Annotated in this window: 17 protein-coding genes; 4 read left to right on the forward strand and 13 right to left on the reverse strand. The window is 71.3% G+C overall.

Annotated elements, in window-relative coordinates; all coding sequences use genetic code 11:
* Positions 1–354: 354 nt before the first annotated feature.
* The 10 genes from NQ151_RS16470 to NQ151_RS16515 form a co-directional block, all read right to left on the reverse strand.
* Positions 355–765 carry a hypothetical protein gene (locus NQ151_RS16470; protein WP_257509478.1) on the reverse strand — a complete coding sequence of 137 codons (411 nt, stop codon included), beginning with the start codon at positions 763–765 and terminating at the stop codon, positions 355–357.
* A gap of 27 nt (positions 766–792) precedes the next feature.
* Entirely contained in the window at positions 793–1,872 is a 1,080-nt protein-coding gene (gene prfA / locus NQ151_RS16475; protein ID WP_257509477.1) for a peptide chain release factor 1, read from the reverse strand.
* 26 nt (positions 1,873–1,898) lie between these two features.
* Positions 1,899–4,112 (reverse strand): transcription termination factor Rho, encoded by a 2,214-nt coding sequence (rho, locus tag NQ151_RS16480; protein WP_257528752.1) that lies wholly within the window; start codon positions 4,110–4,112, stop codon positions 1,899–1,901.
* Between the two features lie 158 nt (positions 4,113–4,270).
* Positions 4,271–5,239 (reverse strand): homoserine kinase, encoded by a 969-nt coding sequence (gene thrB, locus NQ151_RS16485; protein WP_257528753.1) that lies wholly within the window; start codon positions 5,237–5,239, stop codon positions 4,271–4,273.
* The gene (thrC, locus tag NQ151_RS16490) at positions 5,236–6,321 is read right to left on the reverse strand and encodes a threonine synthase (RefSeq protein ID WP_257528754.1); all 1,086 of its coding nucleotides are present in this window, start codon (positions 6,319–6,321) and stop codon (positions 5,236–5,238) included. The genes thrB and thrC overlap by 4 nt, the downstream gene beginning before the upstream one ends.
* Before the next feature lies 1 nt (position 6,322).
* Positions 6,323–7,672: a homoserine dehydrogenase gene (locus NQ151_RS16495; protein ID WP_257528755.1), complete on the reverse strand. Its 1,350-nt coding sequence runs from the start codon at positions 7,670–7,672 to the stop codon at positions 6,323–6,325.
* Positions 7,669–9,081, reverse strand: a complete 1,413-nt coding sequence (gene lysA, locus NQ151_RS16500; RefSeq protein WP_257528756.1) for a diaminopimelate decarboxylase — start codon at positions 9,079–9,081, stop codon at positions 7,669–7,671. The genes NQ151_RS16495 and lysA overlap by 4 nt, the downstream gene beginning before the upstream one ends.
* A 154-nt stretch (positions 9,082–9,235) precedes the next feature.
* Positions 9,236–10,072, reverse strand: coding sequence for an LmeA family phospholipid-binding protein (locus NQ151_RS16505; protein WP_257509471.1), 837 nt, complete (start codon positions 10,070–10,072; stop codon positions 9,236–9,238).
* A gap of 1 nt (position 10,073) precedes the next feature.
* Positions 10,074–11,741 carry an arginine--tRNA ligase gene (gene argS / locus NQ151_RS16510; protein WP_257509470.1) on the reverse strand — a complete coding sequence of 556 codons (1,668 nt, stop codon included), beginning with the start codon at positions 11,739–11,741 and terminating at the stop codon, positions 10,074–10,076.
* A 38-nt stretch (positions 11,742–11,779) separates the two neighbouring features.
* Complete coding sequence (locus NQ151_RS16515; RefSeq protein WP_257528757.1) at positions 11,780–12,616, reverse strand: transglutaminase-like domain-containing protein; 837 nt, start codon at positions 12,614–12,616, stop codon at positions 11,780–11,782.
* A 107-nt stretch (positions 12,617–12,723) separates the two neighbouring features.
* On the opposite strand from NQ151_RS16515, the gene NQ151_RS16520 reads away from it, so the two are divergent.
* From NQ151_RS16520 to NQ151_RS16535, 4 genes are all read left to right on the forward strand, one after another.
* Positions 12,724–13,524, forward strand: a complete 801-nt coding sequence (locus NQ151_RS16520; RefSeq protein ID WP_257528786.1) for an SGNH/GDSL hydrolase family protein — start codon at positions 12,724–12,726, stop codon at positions 13,522–13,524.
* A gap of 79 nt (positions 13,525–13,603) precedes the next feature.
* Positions 13,604–14,407, forward strand: coding sequence for an SDR family oxidoreductase (locus NQ151_RS16525; protein WP_257528758.1), 804 nt, complete (start codon positions 13,604–13,606; stop codon positions 14,405–14,407).
* 40 nt (positions 14,408–14,447) lie between these two features.
* Positions 14,448–14,876, forward strand: a complete 429-nt coding sequence (locus NQ151_RS16530) for a glucose-6-phosphate dehydrogenase (protein WP_257528759.1) — start codon at positions 14,448–14,450, stop codon at positions 14,874–14,876.
* 72 nt (positions 14,877–14,948) lie between these two features.
* Positions 14,949–15,107: a hypothetical protein gene (locus NQ151_RS16535; RefSeq protein WP_257509466.1), complete on the forward strand. Its 159-nt coding sequence runs from the start codon at positions 14,949–14,951 to the stop codon at positions 15,105–15,107.
* An 84-nt stretch (positions 15,108–15,191) separates the two neighbouring features.
* Here NQ151_RS16535 and NQ151_RS16540 read toward each other — a convergent pair whose 3' ends face one another.
* The 3 genes from NQ151_RS16540 to NQ151_RS16550 all read right to left on the reverse strand — a co-directional run bounded on the left by NQ151_RS16540 (position 15,192) and on the right by NQ151_RS16550 (position 19,627).
* Entirely contained in the window at positions 15,192–15,407 is a 216-nt protein-coding gene (locus NQ151_RS16540; RefSeq protein ID WP_257528760.1) for a DUF8691 family protein, read from the reverse strand.
* A gap of 295 nt (positions 15,408–15,702) precedes the next feature.
* Positions 15,703–16,521: a hypothetical protein gene (locus NQ151_RS16545; protein ID WP_257528761.1), complete on the reverse strand. Its 819-nt coding sequence runs from the start codon at positions 16,519–16,521 to the stop codon at positions 15,703–15,705.
* 1,309 nt (positions 16,522–17,830) lie between these two features.
* The gene (locus tag NQ151_RS16550; protein WP_257528762.1) at positions 17,831–19,627 is read right to left on the reverse strand and encodes a DEAD/DEAH box helicase family protein; all 1,797 of its coding nucleotides are present in this window, start codon (positions 19,625–19,627) and stop codon (positions 17,831–17,833) included.
* Between the last annotated feature and the right edge of the window lie 37 nt (positions 19,628–19,664).

The following is a 19,664-nucleotide window of genomic DNA, read 5'->3' on the forward strand; positions in this document are numbered from 1 at the left end:
CGCCTCCGCCTGCGACAGGAACCACACCTCATCGGCATCCACCTCCGCCCGACGCCGCCGCACCTCCTCCAGCCCGGAGATCACCTGCTCATGCGACAGCACTGCCGCCCGGGCGGTGGTGGTCGGGCAGGTGTTCATACCCCCAATCCTGCCGACCCCCTCCGACATCAAAGGGCCCCGAAACAATGCCTGACCTGGGGTTGTGGATATCTCCCCGGACCCCCGGCTGGGGAGGAAATGCCACTGATCCCCACCCCACCGCGCCGGACGATAACTCAGGAAGAACCGACCCCCGGCATCCTGAAACCCCGGCCGGCACCCCGTTCTTCCTGAGTTACGCGCCCGCGGCGGCCGCTACGCGCGGCGCTCGTCGCGGCGCTCGTCGACCTTCCGCCGGATGAACACCATCGGCAGCAGCACGGTCGCCACGGCCGTCACCACCCACACCACCACCGGCGCCAGCACCCACGACAGCGCGTTGGTGATCCGCAGCCCGCCGATGGGCAGCAGCACCACGATCAGCAGCGCCACGAGCGTGGAGATGATGCCGATGCCGCCCAGCAGCGCCGGCGCGTACCGGCGGGCGATCTTGGCGATCCACGGCGCAAGCACGCTCTGCAGGATCGCGAAGATCACGATGCACAGCACGAACCCCCACCAGTCGGACCAGTCGATCTGGAAACCGCTGAGGATCAGATCGGCGACGATGAGGCCGAGCGCCGCAGATGCCAGGAAGATCAGCGCGCGCAGCAGGAACATGATCATGCGCCGACCATAGCGCGCGAGGACGCGTTACGCGTCGGAGCCGAGGGCCGCCAGCTGCGCTTCTTCGTCGGCGGCGATCGCCGACTCGATGATCGGCTCCAGAGCGCCGTCCATCACCTGGTCGAGGTTGTAGGCCTTGTACCCGGTGCGGTGGTCCGCGATGCGGTTCTCGGGGAAGTTGTACGTGCGGATGCGCTCCGAGCGGTCCATGCCGCGAATCTGCGAGCGGCGGGCATCGGATGCCGCAGCGTCGCGTTCCTCCTGCTGGCGAGCCAGCAGCCGGGCGCGCAGCACTCGCATGCCGGCTTCGCGGTTCTGCAGCTGCGACTTCTCGTTCTGCATCGACACGACGATGCCGGTCGGCACGTGCGTGATGCGCACCGCGGAGTCGGTCGTGTTGACCGACTGGCCGCCGGGGCCCGAGGAGCGGAACACGTCGATCTTCAGGTCGTTCGGATCGATGTGGATCTCTTCGGGCTCGTCGACCTCGGGGAACACCAGCACGCCGGTGGTGGAGGTGTGGATGCGCCCCTGCGACTCCGTCGCCGGCACCCGCTGCACGCGGTGCACGCCGCCTTCGTACTTCAGGTGCGCCCAGACGCCCTGCGCGGGGTCGCTCGAGGAGCCCTTGATCGCCACCTGGACGTCCTTGTAGCCACCCAGGTCGGACTCGTTGCGCTCCAGCAGCTCGGTCTTCCACCCTTTGGATGCCGCGTACTGCATGTACATCCGCAGCAGATCAGCCGCGAACAGCGCGCTCTCAGCGCCGCCCTCGCCCTGCTTGATCTCCATGATCACGTCACGGGCGTCGTCGGGGTCGCGCGGGATGAGCAGGCGCCGCAACCGCTCCTGAGCGGTCGCGACCTGTTCCTCCAGCGCGGGCACCTCTTCCGCGAAGGCGGTGTCCTCCTTGGCCAGCTCGCGCGCGGCCTCGAGGTCATCCGCCGCCGCGACCCACGCATCGTGGGCCGCGACGATGCGCGAAAGCTCGGCATACCGACGGTTCACGCGCTTGGCGCGCGCGGCATCGGCGTGCACCGCGGGGTCGGAGAGTTCCTCCTGCACCGCGCGGTGCTCGTCGATCAGCCCGCGGACGGACTCGAACATGCCGGCGTCGGACACTCGGGTCCCGCTCAGCGGATGCTGTTGTCGTGCGCGTTGCTGTTGCCGGCGGCGTTACCGTCACGGCTGGGCGCGGGCATCGACTTCTGCATCTGCACGAGGAATTCGACGTTGGACTGCGTCTCGCGGAGCTTGCCGAGCACGACCTCCAGCGCCTGCTGCGTGTCGAGCCCGGCGAGGGCGCGGCGCAGCTTCCACGTGATCTTGACCTCGTCGGCCGACAACAGCATCTCTTCGCGGCGCGTGCTCGACGCGTTGACGTCGACGGCCGGGAAGATGCGCTTGTCCGCCAGCTGGCGGCTCAGGCGCAGTTCGCTGTTGCCGGTGCCCTTGAACTCCTCGAAGATGACCTCATCCATCTTGGACCCGGTCTCCACGAGCGCCGTGGCAAGGATCGTGAGCGATCCGCCGTTTTCGATGTTGCGCGCGGCTCCGAAGAAGCGCTTCGGCGGGTACAGCGCCGACGCGTCGACGCCACCGGTGAGAACGCGGCCGGATGTGGGAGCGGTGATGTTGTAGGCACGACCCAGACGCGTGATCGAGTCCAAGAGCACCACGACGTCGCGACCGAGCTCCACGAGGCGCTTGGCACGCTCGATGGCGAGCTCGGCGACGGTGGTGTGGTCCTCTGCCGGACGGTCGAAGGTCGACGCGATGACCTCGCCCTTGACGGTGCGCTGCATGTCGGTGACCTCTTCGGGCCGCTCGTCCACGAGCACGACCATCAGGTGCACTTCGGGGTTGTTCGTCGCGATGGCGTTGGCAATCTGCTGCAGCACGATCGTCTTGCCCGCCTTGGGGGGCGCGACGATCAGGCCACGCTGGCCCTTGCCGATGGGTGCGACCAGATCGATGATGCGCTGGGTCAGCTTCTCCGGCGCAGTCTCCAGGCGCAGGCGCTCCTGGGGGTACAGCGGGGTGAGCTTGCCGAACTCGACACGGTTGGCGGCATCCTCGACGGACAGACCGTTGACCGAATCCACCTTGACCAGCGCGTTGTACTTCTGGCGACCGGACTGCTCGTTCTCGCGCGGCTGCTTGATCGCGCCGACGACGGCGTCACCCTTTCGCAGGTTGTACTTCTTCACCTGGCCGAGCGAGACGTAGACGTCACTGGTGCCGGGAAGGTAACCGGTGGTGCGCACGAAAGCGTAGTTGTCGAGCACGTCGAGGATGCCGGCGATCGGGATGAGGATGTCGTCCTCGCCGATCTCGGTGTCGAACTCGTCGCCGCTGCCACCCTGCGGGCGGCGCTTGTTGCGCTGGCGGCCACGGCCGGCGCCCTGGCCCGACTCGTCATCGGACTCGGCAGGCTGCGGCTTCTCGGCGACGTCCGGCGTGCTCTGGACAGCCTGAGCGTTCTGGCCGCCCTGGGCGCCCGTCGCGCCGTCCTTGTTGCGGTTGCGGCTGCGGCTGCGCGAACGGCTGCGGCTGCGCGAAGGAGTCTCGCCCTCGGCGGACTCGTCACCCTCGGCGGCAGCGCCACGACCGGCGGCGTTGCCGCGGCCCTCGCCCTGCGCGTCGCCTTCAGCGGCCGTCTCGGCCTCGGCGGGCTTGTCTGCCTCGGCGGTCTTGTCGACCTCGGGAGCCTTGTCGCGACCGGCGCCCCGGCCACGGCCGGCGCCTCGGCCACGGCCCGTGGTGGGCTTGTCGTCGCTCGCGGCGTCGGCGGCAGGCGCCTCGACCGGTGCGTCAGCGGATGCCTCGACCGGTGCGTCAGCGGATGCCTCGACCGGCGCGTCGGCAGGCGCCTCGACCGGTGCGTCAGCGGATGCCTCGACCGGTGCGTCAGCGGATGCCTCGACCGGTGCGTCAGCGGATGCCTCGACCGGTGCCTCAGCGTCGGCCTCGACCGGTGCGTCAGCGGCAGCCTCGACCGGCGCCTCAGCGGGCTTCTCGACGATGTCGGAGCTCTTGGCCCGGCGAGGTGCGCGCTTGCGCGGCGCTTTGACCGGCTTCTCTGCGACGGCCTCGGCGGCTGGTGCCTCGGTGGCGGCGATGGAATCGACGACAGCGGCGATCTCGGCCTCGGCAGGCGTCTGTTCGCTCGGCGCGGGCTCGCCCTCCGGGGGCGCCTCGGCCGAATCGTCGGCCGCCGCGTCCTCGGCGACGGGCGCCTCGTCCGGAGCGTCCGCCGCGGCGGATGCTGTGGTGACGGTCTCGTCGACCGGCGCGTTGTCGCGCTCGGTGTCGCCGTCGGTGTGGATCTCGGAGATGGACTCCACGAGTTCTCCCTTTGCGTGTGAATGGATATGCCGGATCGCGTTCGATCGTCGCGTTCGGGCGTCCGTTCCCCTCGATGGGCTCGGGGACCGGCGCAGCGCGATCAGATCGGGATGGATGCGGCAGTTCGCAGAATTGCGACGGAGGCCAGATTCACGGGTTACGTGGAACCCTCCGTATGGTCCCTCACTGTACCACCCTTGACATCGACGGCGAGCATGAGGGGCTCCCACGGAGTGTCCGTCGCGCGGGCGGCGATATCGGCGGCCTGCAGACGCCCACCCGGGCCGTCTGCGAGCACGAGCACACTGGGCCCCGCACCCGATACGACGGCAGCGAACCCCTCGGCGCGCAGCGCCCGCACGAGCCGATCGGTCTCGGGCATGGCCTGCGCCCGGTACGACTGGTGCAGCTTGTCCTCGGTGGCTGCCAGCATCAGCTCGGGGCTCTGCGTGAGCGCCGCGATCAGCAGCGCCGAGCGCGACACGTTGAAAACGGCATCCTCTCGCGGCACCTGCAGCGGCTGCAGGCTGCGTGCCAGCGAGGTCGACATGGTGAACTCCGGCACAAGTACGAGGGGCGCAACGCCCCGGTGCACGATCAGCTTCTTGTGCTGCGGACCCGACTCGTCCAGCCACGCGATCGTCAGGCCGCCGAACAGGGCCGGCGCGACGTTGTCGGGGTGACCCTCGAGCTCGGTCGCCAGGCGCAGCAGGGTGTCGGGGCCGAGCTCGACGTCGCCGGCGAGCAGTCCCTTCGCCGAGAGCAGGCCCGCCACGACCGCAGCGCCGGAGGAACCCATCCCGCGGCCGTGCGGAATGACGTTGTGGGCGCGCAGCCGCACGCCCGGCATCCGCCGTCCGCACGCTTCGTACGCATACGCCATGGCGCGGATGACCAGGTGCGAGCCGTCGCGCGGCACGTCTTCGGCACCCGCGCCGGTCACCTCGATGTCCAGCTCACCGGCAGGCAGCGCCGTCACGGTCAGTTCGTCGTAGACACTGAGCGCGAGCCCCAGCGTGTCGAAGCCCGGTCCGAGGTTGGCGCTGGTGGCCGGCACCCGCACGGCGACGGTGCGCGGCTCCCCCGACGGGGAAGCCGACGCCCCGGCCGGTGAAGGTGTGGTCACGCGGTGGCCCCTACCGCCAGGCCCAGCACCGACGCCACCTCGCTCGTGGTCGCGTCCACGACGGTCGGGGTGACCTGCGAGCCGTCGGCGGCCCGCAGCGCCCACTGCGGGTCCTTCAGGCCGTGGCCGGTGACGGTGAGCACGACGCGAGCACCGGCGGGGACGACCCCGGCGGCGGCGCGGTCGAGGAGCCCGGCGACGCTGATCGCGGAGGCGGGCTCGACGAAGACGCCGACAGTGGATGCCAGCAGCTTCTGCGCCGCCAGGATCCGCTCGTCGTCGATGGCGCCGAACCAGCCGTCGGTCGCTTCGCGCGCCTCGAGGGCGAGCTCCCACGACGCCGGGTTGCCGATGCGGATGGCGCTGGCCACCGTCTCGGGGTTCTTCACGATCTCACCTCGCACCAGTGGTGCGGAGCCTTCGGCCTGGAAGCCGAACATGCGGGGCACGCGGGTGGACGCGCCGCGCGCGGCCTCCTCCCGGTAGCCGCGCGAGTAGGCGGTGTAGTTGCCGGCGTTGCCGACCGGGATGAAGTGGAAATCGGGCGCATCGCCCAGCTGCGAGACGATCTCGTACGCAGCGGTCTTCTGGCCGTCGATGCGGTCGGGGTTGACCGAGTTGACCAGGTGCACCGGGTAGTGGTCTGCCAGTTCCCGGGCGATCTCGAGGCAGTCGTCGAAGTTGCCGCGGATCTGGATGAGCCGCCCGTTGTGCGCGACGGCCTGGCTGAGCTTGCCCATCGCGATCTTGCCCTCGGGCACCAGCACGGCGGCGGTGATGCCGGCGTGCGCGGCGTAGGCGGCGGCGGAGGCGGAGGTGTTGCCCGTCGACGCGCAGATGACCGCTTTCGCGCCGTGCTCGACCGCTCGCGAGAGCGCGACGGTCATGCCGCGGTCTTTGAACGACCCGGTCGGGTTCATGCCCTCGTACTTCACCCAGACGTCCGCGCCGGTCAGCTTCGACAGCGCCGGAGCGGGCAGCAGCGGCGTGCCGCCCTCACCGAGGGTGACCACCGTCGAGGCGTCGGTGACCCCGAGGCGGTCGGCGTATTCGCGGAGTACTCCGCGCCAGAGGTGTGCCATGTCAGTCTCCTTCCACGCGCAGCACGGACACGACGCGTTCGACCACGCCGCTCGCAGCGAGGCGGTCGACCGTCTCGCTCAGGTCCTGCTCACGTGCCGTGTGAGTTCCGATGACGAGACGGGCGACGCCGGTCTCGTGTTCCGCTCCGGGGACGGCTGGGTCGGCCCCGGTGAGGATGTTCTGCTCGACGGTCGCGATCGATACGCGGCCTTCGCTGAGGATGCCGGCGATGGTCGCCAGCACACCCGGCAGGTCGTCGACCTCGAGGGTGATCTGGTAGCGGGTGGTGACCCGGCCGATCGCCACGACCGGGAGGTTCGCGCGGGTGGACTCCCCCACCCCGACGCCGCCGGCGATGTGACGGCGGGCGGCAGAGACGACGTCGCCGAGCACGGCGGATGCGGTCTGCACGCCGCCGGCGCCGGCGCCGTAGAACATGAGGTCCCCGGCGGCCTCGGCCTGCACGAACACGGCGTTGTTCGCCCCGTGCACGGTCGCCAGCGGATGCGTGCGAGGCACCAGTGCCGGGTACACCCGCACCGAGATGGCTTCGCCCGTCGGTGATGCGTCGGCCTCGCCCTCCAGACGCTCGCACACCGCGAGCATCTTGATGACGTAGCCCGCGTGGCGGGCGGCATCCATCATCGGCTTGTCGATGCCGACGATGCCCTCGCGGTGCACCGCGTCCAGTGGGACGGCGGTGTGAAACGCCAGGCTGGCGAGGATCGCGGCCTTCTGGGCGGCGTCGTAGCCCTCGATGTCGGCGGTCGGGTCGGCTTCGGCGTAGCCGAGCGCCTGCGCCTGGGCGAGCACGTCCTCGAACTCGGCGCCCTCGGTGTCCATCCGGTCGAGGATGTAGTTGGTGGTGCCGTTGACGATGCCCATGATGCGGTGCACCCGGTCGCCGGCGAGGGAGTCGCGCAGCGGCCGGATGATCGGGATGGCACCGGCGACGGCGGCCTCGTAGTACACCGACGCGCCCACCTGGTCCGCGGTGTCGAAGATCTCCGGACCGTGTGTGGCCAGCAGTGCCTTGTTGCCCGTGACGACGTCGGCGCCCGAGTTGATCGCCTGCAGGATGTGCGTGCGGGCGGGCTCGATGCCGCCGATCAGTTCGATGACGATGTCGCTGCTGACGATGAGCGACTCCGGGTCGGTGGTGAACAGCTCCCGCGGCAGATCGACGTCGCGCTGCGCGTCCAGGTCGCGCACGGCGATGCCCGCCAGCTCCAGCGCGGCACCGGCGCGGTCGGCGAGTTCGTCGCCGTGCTTGAGCAGCAGGCCGGCGACCTGCGAGCCCACAGCGCCCGCTCCCAGCAGTGCAACGCGCAGGCGGCGGTAGTCGGTCATGCAGTTCCCTCCGTCGGTGTGACCCCCGCATCGCGCGACAGCAGGTCGTCGATCGTCTCGCCGCGCACGATCACGCGGGCCGAGCCGTCGGCGACTGCCACCACGGGCGGGCGGGGCACGTAGTTGTAGTTGCTCGCGAGCGAGAAGCAGTAGGCGCCCGTCGCCGGGACGGCCAGCAGGTCACCCGGGGCGACGTCTGCCGGCAGATACTCGGCATCGACGACGACGTCGCCTGATTCGCAGTGCTTGCCCACGACGCGCGCGAGGATCGGGTCGGCAGCGCTGCTGCGGGAGACGACACGGGCGGAATAGTGCGCGCCGTACAGCGCGGGCCGGGCGTTGTCGCTCATGCCGCCGTCGACGCTGACGTACAGCCGCTGCAGTTCCTCGCTGGCCTGCACCGGCTTGACCGTGCCGACCTCGTAGAGGGTGATGCCCGCGGTGCCGACGATCGCGCGGCCCGGTTCGAAGGCGACGACCGGGATCGGGATGCCGCGTGCGGCGCACTCGTCCGCGACGGCGGTGACGATGCCGTCGGCCAGCTCTTCGATGGGCGTGGGGTCATCTGCTGCGGTGTAGGCGATGCCGAAGCCGCCGCCGAGGTTGAGCTCGGGCACCGCGCCACCGGCCAGCAGCTGCGCGTGCACCTCGACCAGGCGCGCCGCTGATTCGCGGAAGCCCGCCGTCCCGAAGATCTGGGAGCCGATGTGGCAGTGCAGCCCGCCGAAGTCCAGGCTCGGCAATTCGCGGATGCGCGCGACGACGTCGGCGGCGCGCCCGAGCGGGAAGCCGAATTTCTGGTCCTCGTGCGCCGTGGCGAGGAAGTCATGCGTCTCGGCGTGCACGCCGCTGTTGACCCGCACCCGCACCGGCTGCACGACGCCGCGCGCGGCGGCGGCTGCAGCGACCCGGGTGATCTCGATGTCGCTGTCGACGATGATCGATCCGACGCCGACCTCGACGGCGCGGGCGATCTCGGCCTTGCTCTTGTTGTTGCCGTGGAACCCGATGCGCTTCGGGTCCGCACCGCCGGCGAGAGCAACGGCCAGTTCGCCGCCGGTGGCCACGTCCACGCCGAGCCCCTCCTGGGTCACCCAGCGCACCACCTCGGTGGACAGGAACGCCTTGCCCGCGAAGTAGACGTGGGCGGTGGTGCCATGAGCGGCGGCCGCCGCGTCGAACGCGGCGCGGGCGCGGCGCGCGCGGGCGCGCACCTCGGCCTCGTCGAAGACGTACAGCGGGGTGCCGAACTGCTCCTGCAGCTGCGTCACCGGCACACCGGCGATCCGCACCACGCCGTCATCGTCGCGGGCGGCGGAGGCGGGCCACAGCCCGTCGATGAGCGCATCGGCGGCATCCGGTTTCACGAGCCACTCGGGAACGGACGGGCGGGCGGGTGAGGCGGACACTCAGCGGACCAATCGGGTGGGGTTGCAGGGGAACCGACCCTGGCGGATCAGCGGCAGGACGTCGGGCGGATCACTCACGAGCCGACGTTGCAAGCAGTCTAGGCCACCACCTCGCGGCAGATCGTGCGCATGTCGGCGCGGGTGCGGATGCCGCTCAGGCGCACGTGCCGTCCGCCTGCAGCGCAGGATCGACCAGGATCGCGTCGGCGATGTCGAACCGGGCGCGCAGCACGTCGCCGTCGACCGTGACATCGGTGAGAGTGAGCCCGGCCGGCAGGTGCTCGGCGATGCACACCGGCCAGTCGCGCAGCACGGCATTGGAGACGATGCCGAACTGGCGGCGCAGTTCGTCGGCGGTGATGTCCGAGCCGGCGATCCGGATCCCCGACGGCGTCAGCACGAGCTGACCCTCGTCGGCGCTGGGCGTCAGCGACAGCCCCACCGGGATCGTCGCGCCGAACAGCATCAGGTCCATCGAGGCGGTGATGTCGGGCTCGGCGATGCCGAGCGAGTCGACCGGAAACCCGTCGACGGCCGTCATCAGGCGCTGCAGCTGGGCCTGGTCGACCGTCACGGTCGCCCGTCCAGCCGATATCGGGCCGTCGCCGCGCACCGGCACGTCGTGTGCTTCGACGGCGACGTCACCGGCGAACTGGCCGAGCTCGACGTCGTCCGTGGCGATGCGGATGCTGCTCAGTGACCCGCCGATGAGCTGCGGGATCACCGCGCCGGTCAGTTGAACGTCGATCTGCTGGTCCTCCGGCAGCGACAGTGTCGAGATGATCTGCTGGCGCACCGTGGTCACGACCAGGTTGCGGGCGATCGCCTCGGCGGCGAACCACGCGACGATCGCCAGGACCACCACGATCACCCCGGCGATCAGCCACGGCAGCCAGCGGCGCCGACGGCGCGGCGCGGCATCGGGCTGCGACAGCACCCACTGCGCTGCCGGGTCGGGCAGCGGCTGGGTGGGGTGCGTGTCGCCGGTCACGTCACATCCGCTCGGGCGCGCTCACGCCGAGCAGATCCAGACCGTTTCGCAGCACCTGCCCGGTGGCGTCGTTGAGCCACAGGCGCGTGCGGTGCAGATCGGTCACCGGGTCGTCTCCGAGCGGGATGACACGGCAGTTGTCGTACCAGCGGTGGTACAGGCTCGCCAGCTCCTCGAGGTAGCGGGCCACGCGGTGGGGCTCGCGCACCTCCGCGGCGAACGCCACCGTGCGGGGGAACTCCTGCAGCGCGCCCAGCAGCGCCGACTCGGTCTCATGGTCGAGCAGCTCCGGCGCGAACGCCGAGCGGTCCACGCCCGAATCGGCGGCGTTGCGGGCCACGTTGTGGGTGCGGGCGTGGGCGTACTGCACGTAGAACACCGGGTTGTCGTTGGTGCGCTTGCGCAGGATCTCGGGGTCCAGCGTCAGCGGCGAGTCGGCCGGGTAGCGCGCCAGCGAGTACCGCAGCGCGTCGGTGCCGAGCCACTCCCGCAGGTCGTCGAGCTCGATGATGTTGCCGGCGCGCTTGGACAGCCGGGCGCCGTTGATCGAGACCAACTGGCCGATGAGCACCTCGATGTCCTTCTCGGGGTCGTCCCCGGCGGCACCGGCGAGCGCCTTCAGGCGGTGCACGTAGCCGTGGTGGTCGGCGCCGAGCAGGTAGATCTTGTGCTTGAAGCCGCGGTCGCTCTTGTTGAGGTAGTACGCCGCATCGGCGGCGAAGTACGTGAACTCGCCGTTGGAGCGGCGGATGACGCGGTCCTTGTCGTCGCCGAAGTCGGTGGTGCGCACCCACACCGCGCCTTCCTCGTCGAACACGTGGCCCTGGGCACGGAGGCGGTCCACGGCTTCTTCGACGAGGCTCGGCCGACCGTCGCTGCCGGCGGCGTGCAGCACCCGCTCGCTGAAGAACACGTCGAAGTGCACGTTGAATGCCGCCAGCGACGCCTGCAGCTCGCCCAGCTGCAGCTCATAGGCGCGGTCGCGCGCCGTCACCAGCTGCTCGTCGGCAGGAAGGTCCAGGATGCCGGGTTCGGCGGCGTGGACGCGGCGGGCGAGTTCGTCGATGTAGGCACCGGCGTAGCCGCCGTCCGGTGTCGGCTCCCCCTTGATCCCGGCGAGCACAGAGTGGCCGAAGCGGTCCATCTGGGCGCCGGCGTCGTTGATGTAGAACTCGCGCACCAGGGTCGCCCCACTGGCCAGCAGCAGGCGGGCGATCGCGTCGCCCAGGGCGGCCCAGCGGGTGTGACCGATGTGCAGGGGGCCGGTGGGGTTGGCGCTGACGAACTCGAGGTTGATCGTGTTGCCGTGTTGGCTGTCGTTGCTGCCGAAGGCGGCACCGGCGTCGACGATGGTCCGGGCCAGGGCACCGGCGGTGGCGGCATCCAGCCGGATGTTGATGAAGCCGGGTCCGGCGACTTCTACCGACGCGATGCCGGGGGCGCAGCGCAGTGCGTCGGCGATCTCGGCGGCGAACTCGCGGGGGTTCGCGCCCACGGCCTTGGCCAGCTTCAGCGCGGCATTGGAGGCCCAGTCACCGTGGTCGCGGTTCTTCGGCCGGTCCAGCGGCAGATCCGCCGGCGTCAGCCCCTCGGTGGCGCCCTGGCGTCGCGCCTCGGCAAGCGGGCGGACGACGTCGAGCAGCAGGGTGGAGAGGGCTTCAGGATCCATAGCCCGTCAAGTCTACGGGCGGCCCCGTGTGAGCCCGGTCAAGCCAACTGCAGCAGCAGCGACGGGTCCTCCACGGCGGGGTCGGATGCCGCGGCGGCCGCGGCGGTATCGGCGGGGTCCTCGGAGAGCACCCAGGCGTCCACCTGCATGCGGTCGAGCCCGACGTAGCCGCCGTAGAAGCTGAGGAATGCGCAGTCGGCGGCATCCCGCCCCGACGCGATCCGCACCAGCGAGCGTCGATTGGCCAGGCGGGTGGCGTCCACGACGTACCAGGCGCCGTCGAGGTAGGCCTCAGCGACGGCGTGGAAGTCCATCGGCCGGAGCCCCGGTGCGTAGCAGGCGGTGTAGCGGGCCGGCACATCCATGGCGCGCAGCAGCGCGATCACCAGGTGGGCGTAGTCCCGGCAGACGCCCTGACCGGTGTTGAGGGTGGTGACGGCTGAGTCGGTCCCCTGGCTGAGGCCCAGGGTGTAGGTCGTGCTCGTGGCGACGAAGTCGTCGACGGCGGCGAGGAGCTCGCGTCCGGAGAGCCCGCGGAACTGCCGCCGCGCCTGGGCGAACACCTCGTCGGACTGGCAGTAGCGGCTCGGCCGCAGATACGCGATCGTCTCCAGTTCGCTGGCCGGCCCGGTCGGGGCCGCGTCGGCCACGACCGCCTCGTACCGCACGTGCAGCGGACCGGCCTCGCCCTGCAGGCGGTGCAGCCGGCTGCCGGCCGGGTCGAGGATCTCGGTGGCGGTGCGCACCTGATCGCCCTGGGTGAAGCTCAGCCGCTCGTGCACGATGGGCACCGCGCGGGCCACCGCGATCTGAAGGATGAGGTCCACCGAAGACCCCAGTTCCAGGTCGAGTTCGGCGGTCACTTTGCGCTGCACCGAGCTATCCTCGCATGCCGTCGCGGGCGCGTTGGACCGGCGCGCACGGGCGCCGCCGCGAAGTCGCGTTCTGGCAGTGGCTCACAGTGATCTACCCTCAAAGCGTGATGCTTCACGCGCGCACGCGAACCCGCCGCACGGCGTGGCCGATCGTCGTGCTCGCCGCAGCGGTCGCCGCCGTGTGCATCCTGACGATCTGGCGGCCCTGGCAGACCACCTCGGCACCGTCCGCCGGAGCGGCCGGAGCCCCCGCCGTGGTCGCCCCCGCAGCCCTCGCCCTCCCCGCGACGCCGCGGGTGCTGGTGTTCGGCGACTCGTGGACGTACGGTTCCGCTGCCACCGATCCCACGCTGGGCTACGCGTACGTGCTCGGCGAGAAGCTGGACTGGGACGTCGTCGTGGCCGGTGTCCGCGGCAGCGGCTACCTCAAGCCGGGACTGGACGGCGGCACGTTCGGAGAGCGGATCGCCGAACTCGACCCGCAGCTGCACCCTGATCTGGTGATCGTGCAGGGCTCGATCAACGATCGCAAGCTCGACGCCGCGGGCTACCGCGACGCCGTCACCGCCGCGTGGGACCGGCTCGCGGCGACCTATCCCGACGCCCGGATCGTGATCCTCGGCCCCGCACCCCAGGTGCTGCCGGTCGAGGCGGCCACCGCCCGCATCGACGGCGACCTGCGGGAGCTTGCCGGCGCTCGCGGCTGGTGGTACCTCTCCCCCGTCGCCGACGGCTGGATCACCCCCGCCGACTACCTCGACGTGATCGACACCTCCGACATCGGCAACGACCATCCCTCCACCGCCGGGCACGCCTATCTCGCGTCGCGGCTGGCCGAGGCGCTCGCGGCCATCTCGGCGACGACGGATGCCGCAGCGGCCCCCACCATCGCCCCGCTCGTCCCCTGACGACCACCGCGCCCTAACGCAGCGGCATCCGCGTGTAAACCCCGGTGCAGCCGGGGCTGCCACTGCCTAGCGTGAAGGCATGGACGCGACCTTCTCCCCCAGCCACGCCATCGTCACCGCCTCCGACTCCGGCATCGGTGCCGCGACCGCGATCGCCCTGGCCGAGGCCGGCCTCGACGTCGGGATCACCTGGCACACCGATCGGGACGGCGCGGAACAGACCGCCGAGGCGGTGCGCGCCCGCGGGTCGCGCGCCGTCGTGGAGCGGTTCGACGCCACCGACCTGACCGGTGCGGCGGCCGTCCTGGACCGCTTGGCCGACGACCTCGGCGGCGTTGACGTCTTCGTCAACAACGCCGGCGGGGGCGGGGGCACACCGGTGCTCGACCTGTCGCTGGACCAGTGGCGGCAGACGATCGCACTCAATCTCGACGGGGCGTTCGTGGGGATGCAATGGGCCGCCCGCCGCATGGCGGCCGCTCGCCACGGCGGGCGCATCGTGGCCATCACGAGCGTGCACGAGCACCAGCCGCGCGTGGGGTCGGCGGCGTACGTCGCCGCCAAGCACGGGCTCGGCGGGCTCGTGGCTACCATGGCCCAGGAGCTGGGTGCCGACCGGATCACCGTCAACGCCGTCGCACCGGGCGAGATCGCCACGCCGATGAACGACATGCAGTCCGAGGATGCCAAGCGCGTGCACCGCCCCGGCATCCCGCTCGGGCGGCCCGGTCGCCCGGAGGAGATCGCCGCGGTGGTGGCCTTCCTCGCCTCGCCCGCGGCATCCTACGTCACCGGCGCGAGCTGGGTCGTCGACGGTGGCATGCTGCAGATGGGCCCGCAGGCCGGATCCCACCTCGACAATGACCGGTGGCGCCGAGGGTGACGGGAGCCGCGTAGTCTCAAAGGGTGGGAAGCAGCCGAAAATGAAGATCGTCGCATCAGCCGACTGGCGAGACGCCGTACCGTTCGAGACCCCGGTCGTGGTGAACGAGATCGCCCCAGGCGACCCCGCGCACTGCGTGATCTGCGGGAGCGAGTCCGAACTGCGTGAGCGCACCGAACTGTGGGCGGTCAAGCACCGGCACCCGAAGCATCACGACGGTTTCGTGCGGTTCTACTGCGCCGAGCACGTGCCCGCGGCCGAGGAGCCGGCACCTGCCGCCCCCGCCGCCAAGGCACCGGCGCGCAAGACCCGGGCCGCGACGCGCACCACCCCGGCCCGCCAGGTGCGGACCCCCGCGGTGCGACGCGCCGCGCTGGTCGACGAGGCGCCGCGGGCGATGTGCCCCGACTGCTACGTCGAGGTCTCCGCGCTGGGCATCTGCGGAATGTGCGGCTCGCAGGTCGCGTAACACGCGTACGGCTCGGCCTCGCCGATGTCAAGTGCTGGCATGCGGGTGCGGGCCGCGAGCAGACTCGGACAAATGACCGGACTTGCTGTAATCCTCCTCATCGTCGGAATCGTCCTGCTTCTGCTGGGCGTATTCATCAACGCGGTGCAGTTCCTGCTCTACGTCGGAATCATCCTCATCGTCATCGCGATCATCGCGTGGCTCATGCGGTTCGTCCGTCGTCAGACCTGAGCTCGCGCTCGCCGCGCCAGTGACGGGGGTGCTCGTGGAGGACGACTCCAGGAGCACCCCCGTCACTGGCGTCCGGGCACCCGGTCACGGGTCCACCTGGTTGACGGACACCACCTCGATGTTGAGTCCGTCGAACATCTCGAGCAGGCCGAACAGCATCGATTGATCAGCGACGGGACCGGCGACCTTCGTCATGCCGCCCGGCAGTGCCTCGATGCGGTAGCCGTCGAGAGCGGCGACCAAGGGCGAACTGAGCCTGCCACGCACGACGATCGCCGTCAGATGTGCGTGGGTGGGCATCACGTCCTCCTCGCACGAGCGGTTCCCCCCCACGCGGTCGAGCGACCTGAACTGGGGTCCCGACTGGATGCCGGCGTCGGCGCGCCGCTGACGCTGGTCGTGGCGTCGGCGGGTTCGGGCAAGACCGTGCTGCTGGCGGCACAGTGGGCAGCATCCATCGAGGGTGGTCGGGTGGCGTGGCTGGACATGTCACCGTCGGACGATGACGCCGTGAAGTGGCAGGGGGACGGAGAAGCCTTTCCATCCCCCCGCGGGCGGCGCGGTGGGCGAGCTCGCCGTGCGCGCAGCCCGACTTCTAGGAGGCGGATGCCCGATCCTGCAGTTGGGTCAGCCTGCGGATGACCAGCCCGGCGGTCACGACCATCGCCACGGCCATGGCGCTGAGGAGCACGCGCGCCGCCCAGACGGTTATCGCCGCTCCCGGCTCGAGCGTTCCGGTATCGACGCCGTACAGCGCGGCGAGCAACGAGGAAAGTCCCCGGCCCGGCGCGAGGATGGTCTCCGGCACCAGCACGAATGCGCTCGCGACCGCAGCGATGCCCGCCAGCATCAGGATCAGGTAGACCGCGGCGTAGTACCACCACGGGTTCATCGGGCGCGTGGCTCGGCGCCGGCGCCACGCCTCGCGGACGATCGACACCGGAATCCACACCAGCGCGACCGCGAGCCACGCGACGCCGAACGCGACGGCCCACACTCCGCCGAGCAGCAGCGGACCGGTGAACGCCGTCGCGTCGCGTGCACCTTCGACGAAGAAGAACACCGCACTGACCAGCATCCCGCCCGCCAGCCACAGTGCCGCGGCGAGCAGGAAGTCCGCGAACGCGCGGGCGTACCCCTCCCAGATCTCGGGGAAGCTGTCGCCGCCGATGCGGGGGTCACCGGCGGCTCCGAAGCGGACGGTCGTGATGCGCAATGCCCCAATCGCCCCGCCCAGGGCACCGAATCGCACGATGGTCCACATGGCGGCATCCGTGTCGTCGCCGACGAAGACGAGCACGAGCCCGAACAGCGCGCCGAGCACGGTCGCCGCCGTCGCCCACCGGATGGGTGCGACCAGCGATCGGCGCCACGCCGCCGCCGCGGGAGCGGTGAGCATAGGCGCCTCGGTCATCCGTCACTTCCCCCACTCGGTTCGCGCTCATGGTACCGGCCCCCGCACGCCCCCCTCTCCCGCTGAGACCGCAGCTGGTGGCCGAGACCATGGTTGTTTCCCACTGTCTCGGCCACCAGCTGCGGTTTCACGGGGGAAGGGGGGCGGGGACGGGGCGGGGCCTAGCGCCACTGGGTGCGGGGGGCGGGGGCGGGAAGGGCGCCGCCGTCGCGGCGAGCGCGTGCCATGAGCGCGAGCTGGCCGGGACGGTCCATCGCGTGCAGGACGCAGGGACCGACCGCGCGCTGCCACGCGGCGGCGAACGCCTCGGCATCCTCGCGTCGCCGCCCGATGAGGGACGGCACCGGCAGGAAGTGTCCTCCGCCCTCGCGCGCGGTCCGCCGCAGCACGCCACGCACCACGGGCGAGCCGCCCTGCCCCGTCTCGAGCAGGAAGCGCGGCGTCCGCACCGCCCCGAACAGCTCTCCCAGCGCCGCGGCGAACGTCCACTGATCGACGATCGACGCCGACGGCACCTCGATCGCGACAGGGACGACGCCCTGCAGCTCCCCCTCGGTCACCTCCAACGACACCCCGGTGTCGGCGACTCGGCCGGCGGTGCGCAGCGCCTCCCACACCAGCGTCGCGATGCGGGCATACGGCTCCGCACCGCCGTCGGTCTGCGCGCGGGCCTGCCGCCATCCCCGCGCGAGCTCGACCGCGGGCACGACGCCGGCCACGAGCACAGCAAGGCCCGCGACGATCCCGACCTCGGGCCCGCCGAGGGCCGCTCCCGCCAGCGCCACGCTCGCACCGCCGCCCGCGGTGCCTGCCGTCACTGCGCCCAACGCGCGCCCCAGCGCCCGGGACACCGGCCGACTCGTGCGGAACACCGGCGTCTCGGGCCGCCGCGCCACGAGCGCGCTGACGCTCTCCCGGTCCAGGTACGCCTCGCCGATGCGCCACTGCGCGCGCGTTGCCGCTCGCTCGGGAAGCTCGAGCATCTCGTTCAGGGCATCGACGGATGCCGCAGCATCCTTGGCCACGATCGACTCCAGTCCGAAGCGCTGCGACGCCGGCACGGCGACCGACAGCCCGCGCACGACACGCGCAGGCTCGTCGGTGTCGAGCCCCCACAGCCGCGCGTGCTTGCGCCGCAGCCGCGCCGCGTCGGGCTGCGCCTCCAGCGGGAACGACGCGGGCAGCAGCGTCGTGACCGTCCAGTTGTGCGCGACCTTCTCCGGCCACGCCGGGTCGAGCCGCAGCGTACGCCCGCGCAGCTGCTGCGTCGCCGATGCCGTCGCCACCGCGGTCAGGTCGATGAGCGTGTTCACCGCCGGGCAGTCCCAGCCCTCCCCGAACAGTCCCCGCGTGCCGACCACGACCTGCACGGATCCGCGCGTGAGCAGCACGGATGCCGCACGCACCAGCGCCGCGGAGCCCGCTCCCGGTGCGTGCACCTCCGATACCTCGGCCTGCTCGAGCAGCGGGGCGGCCGCGACCGGCGTGCCCAGCACCTCCTCGAGAGCGCGGACGAGCACGTCGGCATCCCGCGTCGCGACGCGGGTGCTGTTGTGTTGCCGGTGACCAGGATCGGCCGCAGACCGGAGGTCGCGGCGTCGGCCACCAGCGTCGTGAAGGTACGCAGCGCACCGGCCGCGCGGACCAAACCGCCGTGCTTGTTGCCGTGCTGGGCGAAGTCGGTGACCACGAGCGCACGCAGCCGCTCATCGCCCAGCGCGTCACGCTCGATGCGCAGGATGTCGCACGCGGCGTAGTCCTTCGCCAGGGACGAGGCGAGCATCGTGTCGACGGGGTCGCGGGTGCGGCGCACGCCGCGGTCGCTGAGCGCGTAGCCGAAGTCGGCGAGCGTGCGGCGGATCCGGTGCCACAGCCGCTCCTCGGCCGGGTTGGGCAGGATGCGCTCCAGCGCGTACCGGGCGAGCAGTCGCAGCGACTCCTCGGTGGTGGGCGGGCGGCGAGCGACGTCGGGCAGATGCGGGACGAGCGGATGCCGCGGGGCGACCGTCGCGAGCATCGCCGCCGCGGCCTCGGCGCCGGCGAAATCGGCGGCGAACGCGGCGGCCAGGCCGGCGTCGGTCAGGTCCTCGTCCGGCGCGGGCGGCTCCAGCGCGTCGCGCGGCGGCACCTGTTCGGGCTCGGGTTGCAGTGTGTCGACGAGGAACTGCAGCCCCTGGGTCTGTGCGAACGTGGTCCGCAGCAGCACTGCGAGGCCCTCGGCGTGCGCCGCGAGGAACTTCAGCTCCGCTGCGGTGGGCTCGGCGAAGCGCACCAGGTCGCGATAGGGGGCGAGGTTGCCCTCCCGCACGACCGCGGGCACCGGCACCTCGTAGTCGACCTCGCCGAGCAGCGACGTGTAGTTGTCGTACTCGTCGGCGTCGTCCGGCGACGGCAGGGTCGCGGTCAGCCCGATGAGCAGCGGTTCACGTCCGGCCGCGCGCATCCGGGCGACGAGGGTCGCGACCACCAGCGCCCAGTGGTCGAGCAGATGGTGGCACTCGTCGAGCACGATCGTCTCGACGCCGTGCGCGACGAGGCGGTCGATGAGGGCGAGGGCGTTCGGATGCAGCGCCGAGGCGAGCAGGTCGGGGTCCTGCCGCACCAATTGCCGCCGGAGCGTCCGCGACCTGCTCGCGATGCCGCGCTTGAACGCCTGAGGATTGCGGTCGGCGAGGTCGTCGAGCCACCCCGTCGCGGCATCCGGCGAGCGCCCATCCGCCTCGAGCTCGTCACGCCACCGGGCGCGGGCAAGTCCCGCGAAGGGGTTGGCGCTGTCGAGCACGCTCAGCGCCTGGTAGGTCAGCGCCGTCAGTTCGCCGGGGTCCCCCGGGTCTTCCGAAACCGCGGCCGGATCACCGGCGAGGGACACCGCCGCACGCACCCACTGCGCGCGGATGGTCGTGGTGGGAGCCAGTACTACGGTGCGGCGTCCGCGCCGGGCGGCGAGCAGCAGGCCGAGCAGGGTCTTGCCGGAGCCGGGCGGGGCGACGATGTGCAGTGCGGATGCCGCATCGGTGTCGACCCGCTCGAGCACGTCGGCCTGATAGTGCCGGAGGGTGCCGGTGAACTGCCACGAAGCGAGCGCGGTCGCAATCGCAGATGGCATCCGTTCAGCATAGGAGCGCCGCGTGCGCCCGGTTCGC

The sequence above is a fragment of the Microbacterium sp. zg-YB36 genome (assembly GCF_024623575.2).
GTDB lineage: Bacteria > Actinomycetota > Actinomycetes > Actinomycetales > Microbacteriaceae > Microbacterium.

Coding starts and splice junctions, on each gene's coding strand:
- NQ151_RS16495 (WP_257528755.1), bottom strand. CDS start 7,672: ATGACCGACTACCGCCGCCTGCGCGTTGCACTGCTGGGAGCGGGCGCT.
- NQ151_RS16530 (WP_257528759.1), top strand. CDS start 14,448: ATGAAGATCGTCGCATCAGCCGACTGGCGAGACGCCGTACCGTTCGAG.
- prfA (WP_257509477.1), bottom strand. CDS start 1,872: ATGTTCGAGTCCGTCCGCGGGCTGATCGACGAGCACCGCGCGGTGCAG.
- NQ151_RS16540 (WP_257528760.1), bottom strand. CDS start 15,407: ATGCCCACCCACGCACATCTGACGGCGATCGTCGTGCGTGGCAGGCTC.
- argS (WP_257509470.1), bottom strand. CDS start 11,741: ATGGATCCTGAAGCCCTCTCCACCCTGCTGCTCGACGTCGTCCGCCCG.
- NQ151_RS16545 (WP_257528761.1), bottom strand. CDS start 16,521: ATGACCGAGGCGCCTATGCTCACCGCTCCCGCGGCGGCGGCGTGGCGC.
- NQ151_RS16470 (WP_257509478.1), bottom strand. CDS start 765: ATGATCATGTTCCTGCTGCGCGCGCTGATCTTCCTGGCATCTGCGGCG.
- thrC (WP_257528754.1), bottom strand. CDS start 6,321: ATGGCACACCTCTGGCGCGGAGTACTCCGCGAATACGCCGACCGCCTC.
- NQ151_RS16520 (WP_257528786.1), top strand. CDS start 12,724: ATGCTTCACGCGCGCACGCGAACCCGCCGCACGGCGTGGCCGATCGTC.
- NQ151_RS16525 (WP_257528758.1), top strand. CDS start 13,604: ATGGACGCGACCTTCTCCCCCAGCCACGCCATCGTCACCGCCTCCGAC.
- NQ151_RS16550 (WP_257528762.1), bottom strand. CDS start 19,627: ATGCCATCTGCGATTGCGACCGCGCTCGCTTCGTGGCAGTTCACCGGC.
- NQ151_RS16535 (WP_257509466.1), top strand. CDS start 14,949: ATGACCGGACTTGCTGTAATCCTCCTCATCGTCGGAATCGTCCTGCTT.